This window comes from Ferruginibacter sp., assembly GCF_028288465.1.
In the GTDB taxonomy this organism is placed as follows: Bacteria; Bacteroidota; Bacteroidia; order Chitinophagales; family Chitinophagaceae; genus Ferruginibacter.
Map to the genome: position 1 here is coordinate 178,218 of NZ_JAQBNR010000016.1, position 6,995 is coordinate 185,212.

5 protein-coding genes are annotated in these 6,995 nt (G+C 41.6%); 4 read left to right on the forward strand and 1 reads right to left on the reverse strand.

What is annotated here, in order from left to right:
• Nucleotides 1-102: 102 nt before the first annotated feature.
• From JWR61_RS07700 to JWR61_RS07715, 4 genes are all read left to right on the forward strand, one after another.
• On the forward strand, nt 103-1,023 hold the full coding sequence (locus tag JWR61_RS07700) for a PepSY-like domain-containing protein (RefSeq protein ID WP_301927265.1): 921 nt from the start codon (nt 103-105) through the stop codon (nt 1,021-1,023).
• Nucleotides 1,024-1,465: 442 nt separating this feature from the next.
• Complete coding sequence (locus JWR61_RS07705; RefSeq protein WP_301927266.1) at nt 1,466-3,376, forward strand: beta-N-acetylhexosaminidase; 1,911 nt, start codon at nt 1,466-1,468, stop codon at nt 3,374-3,376.
• A 135-nt stretch (nt 3,377-3,511) separates the two neighbouring features.
• Nucleotides 3,512-4,429 carry an alpha/beta fold hydrolase gene (locus tag JWR61_RS07710; protein ID WP_301927267.1) on the forward strand — a complete coding sequence of 306 codons (918 nt, stop codon included), beginning with the start codon at nt 3,512-3,514 and terminating at the stop codon, nt 4,427-4,429.
• A gap of 195 nt (nt 4,430-4,624) precedes the next feature.
• Nucleotides 4,625-5,434 carry an OmpA family protein gene (locus tag JWR61_RS07715; protein ID WP_301927268.1) on the forward strand — a complete coding sequence of 270 codons (810 nt, stop codon included), beginning with the start codon at nt 4,625-4,627 and terminating at the stop codon, nt 5,432-5,434.
• Between the two features lie 67 nt (nt 5,435-5,501).
• On the opposite strand, the gene JWR61_RS07720 is transcribed toward JWR61_RS07715, so the two are convergent.
• Nucleotides 5,502-6,917 (reverse strand): Gfo/Idh/MocA family protein, encoded by a 1,416-nt coding sequence (locus tag JWR61_RS07720; RefSeq protein ID WP_301927269.1) that lies wholly within the window; start codon nt 6,915-6,917, stop codon nt 5,502-5,504.
• Between the last annotated feature and the right edge of the window lie 78 nt (nt 6,918-6,995).

The following is a 6,995-nucleotide window of genomic DNA, read 5'->3' on the forward strand; positions in this document are numbered from 1 at the left end:
ACTAACTAAAAAAATCTTACCTGATTAAGCCTATGACAAAAATTCTAGAACAATCACTTCTGAAAATTACAATTACACCTCACCTTTAAACTCGTTAAAAAAATGAAAATAAGCAATGTAAAAAATTCACTAATTGCCGGTCTCGTATTATTTGTGTTGGGTTCCTGCAAAAAAGAAAATTCTTTAACCGGCACCACAGCCAACACCACAACTGTATCGCAGTCTGTGGTAGCAAGTGTACAAGCCATCGCGGTAGGTACTACCAGTTCCAGGATAACGGGCACTGATTCGCTCTACGTTATCGGCACCTGCGCCGTCCACCATCATACGGACTCTGTTGCATTCAGCAGTTTGCCATCCACCATTACAGATTACCTTACAGCCAACTATTCCGGCTACACTGCTCAAAAAGCTTTTACAGACAAGGATTCAACCGGATCAATTTCGGGCTATGTGGTAATTATAGAATACAATGGCAAGCCGGTAGGCTTAAAATTTGATGCAACCGGAACTTTTGTGAAAGTACTGGAACAGCGTGAAGGCCACGACCTGGTGGGCCATGGCTGGCACGAGGGCGGCCACTTTGATGACCGCGGTGGAATGAAACATGACAGCATCGCGATACCATCTTTGCCGTCTGCAATTATATCCTATTTTGCCGCCAACTATGCGCAGGATACGCTGATGCACGCCTTTAAAAACAACGACAGCAGTATTGTAGTGCTTAGCATTAACAATGGTGTTTATGCTACCCTTTTTGATGCCAGCGGCGTATTTATTCAAAGAACACAATTGCCTTCACATCATGGCGATTTTAATACAATAGCCCAGTCGGCATTGCCTTCAGCAATTGCAGATTACCTGGCAACTACTTATCCTAATTATGTGTTTAAACAGGCGTTCCTCGTAAATGACAGCAGTGGCTTAAAAGGATATGTTGTTTTTATAGATGCCAATGCCACAAAATACGCAGTTGAATTCGATGCCTCGGGCACATTTGTTAAAGCAGTGACTGTGCGGTAAAAAACAGGTTCTGGTAACCCTCAAGCCTTGCCCGATCAATTGATCAGGCAAGGCTTTTTGATTACACTAACCTCTTAAATGAAATTCAAAAAATCAATACGCCTGTTACATTGTACAATCAACATACACGAACAAATTTTACTATGAGTGTACCAAAAGCTAAACGAAAATTTAATTTGATAAGACCTGTGTTGTTTTTATTATATGGCATCATTACAGGATTATTGCTTTTATACTTTTTTGTAAATAAAATATTTAAGAGATAATAAGCATCCTTTATTTTGATTAAAAATGAATTGCTTTTTTTCAAAATGACTGTCCGTTTATTGGGTATTACAGGCATTCTTCCGGCAATACAAAACAGCGTAACATTCAACCTTAATAATACTTACATTTGACAATTAAAGTTGTCATTTTTAAATTATCAAATCTTGTTTGTTTTATGAAAAAATTTGCGTTTTTATTAGCCGGTTGCCTCCCAGGCATAGTCGCCGTTTGCCAGCAGGCTGCGCCGGTTTCAATTATCCCCGAGCCTGTGCAGATGGTACAAAATGCCGGTGTATTTACGCTGCCTTCAACCATAACAATTGAAGCGCCCATACTGCCCGCAGTAAAACCAATACTTGATATGTTGCAGCAACGCTTATCGGCGGCTACCGGTTATAAAGTATTGTTCGGAAACGAAATGCCTTCAGCCATTCTGAAACTCTCTTTAAATAAAACGGCCGATGCCACAATTGGTATTGAAGGATACCGCCTGAATGTAAGCACAACGAATATCACCATTTCGGCCAACCAACCTGCCGGTTTATTTTATGGCGTGCAAACGCTGATGCAATTACTACCTGCGGAAATAGAAAGCAAATCAGTTGTACAAAATGTAAAATGGCAGGCGCCATGTGTAACCATAACCGATTATCCAAAAGTGGGGTGGCGGGGTTTAATGTTTGATGTATCAAGACATTTTTTTACAAAGAAAGAAGTGAAGGATTTTATCGACCAGATGTCAAAGTATAAATACAATTTATTTCACTGGCATTTAACAGACGATGAAGGCTGGAGAATAGAAATTAAAAGCTATCCCAACCTGACAAAAAAAGGTGCCTGGAGTGTAGCAAAAACCGGTTATTTTGGAACCTTCTCTCAGCCCTTACCGGATGAACCTAAAACCAACGGCGGCTTTTATACACAGGATGATATTAAAGAAGTTATTCAGTATGCAAAAGACCGTTTTATAAATATTTTACCGGAGGTGGACGTACCGGGTCATAGCATGGCTGCTGTAGCCTCCTACCCTGAATTATCCTGTACGCCCGGTGCCGATAAGTATGATGTTATTGCAGGAGAAAGTTTTATGGACTGGTCGCACGGTGCGCCGCCAATAGCTTTAAAGGATAATACCCTTTGCCCTGCCAATGAAAAAGTATATGTTTTTTTAGACAAGGTGATGACGGAAATCGCTGGCCTTTTTCCATTTGAATACATCCATGTTGGTGGTGATGAATGCCCCAAAAACTTCTGGGAGCAAAGCGATGCCATTAAAGCGCTGATGCAAAAAGAAGGTTTGAAAACGATGGAACAGGTGCAGAGTTATTTTGAAAAAAGGCTGGAGAAAATTGTTGAAAGCAAAGGCAAAAAATTCATGGGTTGGGATGAAATACTGGAAGGTGGTTTGGCCCCCAACGCGGCTGTGATGAGCTGGCGCGGAGAGAAGGGCGGTATTGAAGCAGCCAAATTAAAACATGATGTGGTAATGAGCCCAACTACTTACGCTTACCTGGATTACATGCAGGGAGATGAAATAATAGAACCCCGCATCTATGCCACATTGCGTTTAAAAAAATCGTACGAATTTGAACCACTGCTTGCTGGTGTAGATCCCAAATACATCAAAGGCGGACAAGCCAATTTGTGGTCGGAGCAGTTATATAATGTTCGCCATATGCAATACATGCTTTGGCCGAGAGCGTTCGCCATTGCGGAATGTGTATGGAGCCCGAAGGAAAAAAAAGACTGGAACCATTTTGTTACCAAGGTAGAAGACCAGTTTAAACGGTACGATATTGAACAGGTAAAATATGCACCCAGCATGTACGATCCGATTTTTACTGCACAAAATACCAACGGACAATTGCAGATTGAACTGGCAACAGAGATTGAAGGACTGGATATCTATTACAGCTTTGATAATTCCTTCCCTGACCAGTATTATCCAAAATACACAGCACCATTAACGCCGCCAAAAGATGCCGTAATGATGAAAGTAATTACGTACAGGGGCAATAAGCCAATCGGCAGAATGATTGCCATGCCGCTTGCTGAAATGCAAAAAAGAGCAGGATTGAAAAAATAAAAATCGCCTGTTTTATTAAGCACTTTTTTTGAAACCTTATTACCTGGTGCCGTTTTATCTGCATTGTGGTAATAAGGTTTTATTTTTAGGTTATCAATTTTGCTAAGCTGGGGTTAGCTTTCAACAATCAATAAAATGCAAAAGCAATCTTTTACTTTAACCTGCGCTGATGGCCACCTGATGCCGGTGTATGCCTGGTTGCCGGATGCGCCGCCCGTAAGCATTTTGCATATTGCGCATGGCATGGCCGAATACGCGGAACGCTACAATGATATCGCCACTATTGGGGTGCAACAAGGTATCGCCGTGTATGCACATGATCAGCGGGCACATGGCAAAGCAGTTGCTGGTTCGAATGCCCTCGGCCTGGGAGAAAAAGAGTGGTTTAATAAACAGGTTGATGACCTGCATTTGCTGATGCTGCACCTGAAAAAAATATGGCCGGAACGTAAATTATTTTTACTGGGGCATAGCATGGGATCATTTTTATGCCAGCGTTTTTTTCAGCTGCATGGCAACAGCATTGATGGTTTAATTTTATCGGCTACCAACGGAAAGAAAGATCCGTTAATGGGCGCAGGTATTCTTATTGCCGGTTTGCAAATGAAACTTCTTGGTGCAAACTATCGGAGCAAGCTCATCAACAAGCTTAGCTTTGGCAAATTTAATAATGCGTTTAAACCGAACCGGACGACATTTGACTGGCTAAGCCGTGATACAAAAACAGTGGATGATTACATAGCAAATCCCTTATGCGGCTTTGTTTGCAGCGCCCAATTTTTCTACTATTTTTTTAAGGGGATACAAGCGGCCTTTGATAATAATATTCAGTCAATTCCAACAAACATTCCGGTGTATGCCTTTGCTGGCGATAAGGATCCGGTGGGATTGGAAGGGAAAGGCTTTCTTCAATTGATAAGCAACTGGAAAGCTGCGGGAGTAAAAGACATATCTTATAAATTATATCCGGGCGGTCGGCACGAAATGATGAACGAAATTAATCGTGCTGAAGTGTTGCAGGATTTATTGCAATGGATAAATAATCATACCTGATGCTAAATCAGATAGCTCTCTTTGATAAACCAGCCTTTATTTTTTGTATAACTCTTTAACTAATATCTTCATTTGTTCGGGCACTATATTCGTCAATCAAAGGAAGTTTGTCCCCAATAATTATTAGCTCATCACCTTATTCAACGAAACCAATTCCGGCATAATTTTCTATTAAGAGAGTTAAAATTTAATTCCATGAGAAAATATTGTACCGTAGCAATCGGACTATTGCTCCTTTCCGGCTGTGTTTCTAAAAAAGTATTACTGCAATCGCAGATGCAAACCTCTGCACTTCGGGCAGACAGTACGGCTTTGGCTGATAAAATTACTCATTTACAAAGCCAGATGAATGACCTGAACAGCAAGATCGCAGATCTCAATCAACAAAACAGTCAACTCGGAAAACAAACCGCCGATCAGCAAAGCAAGCTTGGCCAGAGCCAGCAAACTTTGCAGCAGCAAGAGCAGACGTTGCAACAACAGCAACAAAAATTACAACAGTTACAAACATTGCTTGCGCAGCAAAAGAATCAATCTTTATTATTAAAAAACAAAATGGCCGAAGCTTTAAAAGGCTTTAATTCCAACGACCTTTCTGTTGTACAAAAAAACGGAAAGGTGTACGTAAGCCTTTCTGAAAATCTATTATTCCCTTCCGGAAGTGCGGTAGTAAATAAAAATGGCGTAGATGCTTTGTCAAAACTGGCAGCAGTGTTAAACTTGGAATCTGATGTAGCGGTAAATATTGAAGGACATACGGACAGCATTCCTATCAGGGGTAAATACCAGGACAACTGGGATTTGAGTACAGCAAGGGCCAATGCGATAGTGCGGGTACTGGTGAATAACTACAAGGTAGATCCCACCAGGGTAATAGCTTCCGGACATAGTTTTTATGATCAGCTGGAAAGCAATTCCACGCCTGAAGGAAGAGCCAAAAACAGGAGGACTGAAATTATTTTATCTCCCAAACTGGAAGAAATGTATAAGTTACTTGAAATGTAATATCGCCAACAGGCTCAATAAAAAACCTCCATTTAAAGTGGAGGTTTTTTATTGCTATTTTTTACTGTTACAATTCAAATTTATAACCATCCCTGTAAGTTCTTCTTACAAACTGATTGGCAGGATCGTAGTTCGTGATCTTCATATTTTCCGCATCCCACAACAACTTCTTTCTTCCGGGGAAACCTTTTCCTTCTTTAATATTCCAGGAACGTAACGCAAGGTTACCCATTAAGATAGATTCTGTTAACGGCCCGGCATAGTCGAAGGAAGAACTGAGTTCATTTTTTCCATAACCTGCAATGCATGCATTTACCCACTGTATGTAATGACCTTCGGGCACCCTTTTGGTTACCTGCGGCACATTTACTTCTTTAGAACGTTCAGTTGGCAATAACATGGCGTTGTTACCATAGGTGCCACACATCATTTTACCTTTTGTACCGGTGATGATGGCTCCCCCACCGTCATCGCCCATTAATTCGTTGGGCAATAATTCTTCAGGCCGGTCAGGCAATAATCCGCCATCTACCCAATGCAGTATACAATCCGGCTTTCCATTCTTACCGGGAAATTTTAATTTTAATGAAGAGGCTGCAGGGAAACTATCCGGATGATAAGCTGGGTTCCACATTTGTTCATATAAATCTACGGCGCTGCATTCAACTTCAGATGGATATCCAAGACCAGTCGTTTTAAAAGCAGGATCGATTATATGACATCCCATATCTCCCAATGAACCGGTGCCAAAGCTCGGGTAGCCACGCCAGTTAAAAGGTACAAACCCTTTGTGGTATTCTTCCCAGGCGGTTGGCCCCAGCCATAAATTCCAGTCTAGTTCCGGCGGTACTTCTTCTTTACCAGTCGGCTTGCCAAAGCCCTGAGGCCATACAGGCCGGTTGGTCCAGCACCGGATATCAACGGCATCGCCAATCAAACCGGCTTTATACCAGTCCTGCATTTTTTTAACACCATCAAAGGATGCGCCCTGGTTGCCCATTTGCGTTACCACTTTATATTTCCTTGCAGCCTGGGTTAAAATTCTGGCTTCATAAATATCATGTGTCATAGGTTTCTGCACGTACACATGTTTACCCATTTGCATGGCGGCAAGCGCTGCTACTGCATGCGTATGATCTGGCGTTGAAACAGACACAGCGTCAATATTTTTCCCTTCCTTTGCCAGCATCTCCCTGAAGTCTTTATAGTACTTCGCATTGGGAAAACGCTTTCTTGAATTGGCAGCCGAGCGGTCATCCACATCGCACAAAACGATGACATTAGCAGCCGGACTTTTTGAAAATTCAGATAAGTCGCTTTCGCCTTTACCGCCGGCGCCAATGCCGGCAATGTTTAATTTATCGCTGGGTGCTATAAAGCCCCTGCCCAATACGTGGCGGGGAACAATAAAGAATCCCGTAGCTGCAACAGAAACATTTTTGATAAACTTTCTGCGTGAATTTTGATCTGGTTTCTTTTTCATACTTTTTTATTATGTGGCAATTTTATTGTTTAAAATTATGTGATGTATTGATCATTTTACAACCTTTTTCATACTCCC

Coding starts and splice junctions, on each gene's coding strand:
- JWR61_RS07700 (WP_301927265.1), top strand. CDS start 103: ATGAAAATAAGCAATGTAAAAAATTCACTAATTGCCGGTCTCGTATTA.
- JWR61_RS07705 (WP_301927266.1), top strand. CDS start 1,466: ATGAAAAAATTTGCGTTTTTATTAGCCGGTTGCCTCCCAGGCATAGTC.
- JWR61_RS07710 (WP_301927267.1), top strand. CDS start 3,512: ATGCAAAAGCAATCTTTTACTTTAACCTGCGCTGATGGCCACCTGATG.
- JWR61_RS07715 (WP_301927268.1), top strand. CDS start 4,625: ATGAGAAAATATTGTACCGTAGCAATCGGACTATTGCTCCTTTCCGGC.
- JWR61_RS07720 (WP_301927269.1), bottom strand. CDS start 6,917: ATGAAAAAGAAACCAGATCAAAATTCACGCAGAAAGTTTATCAAAAAT.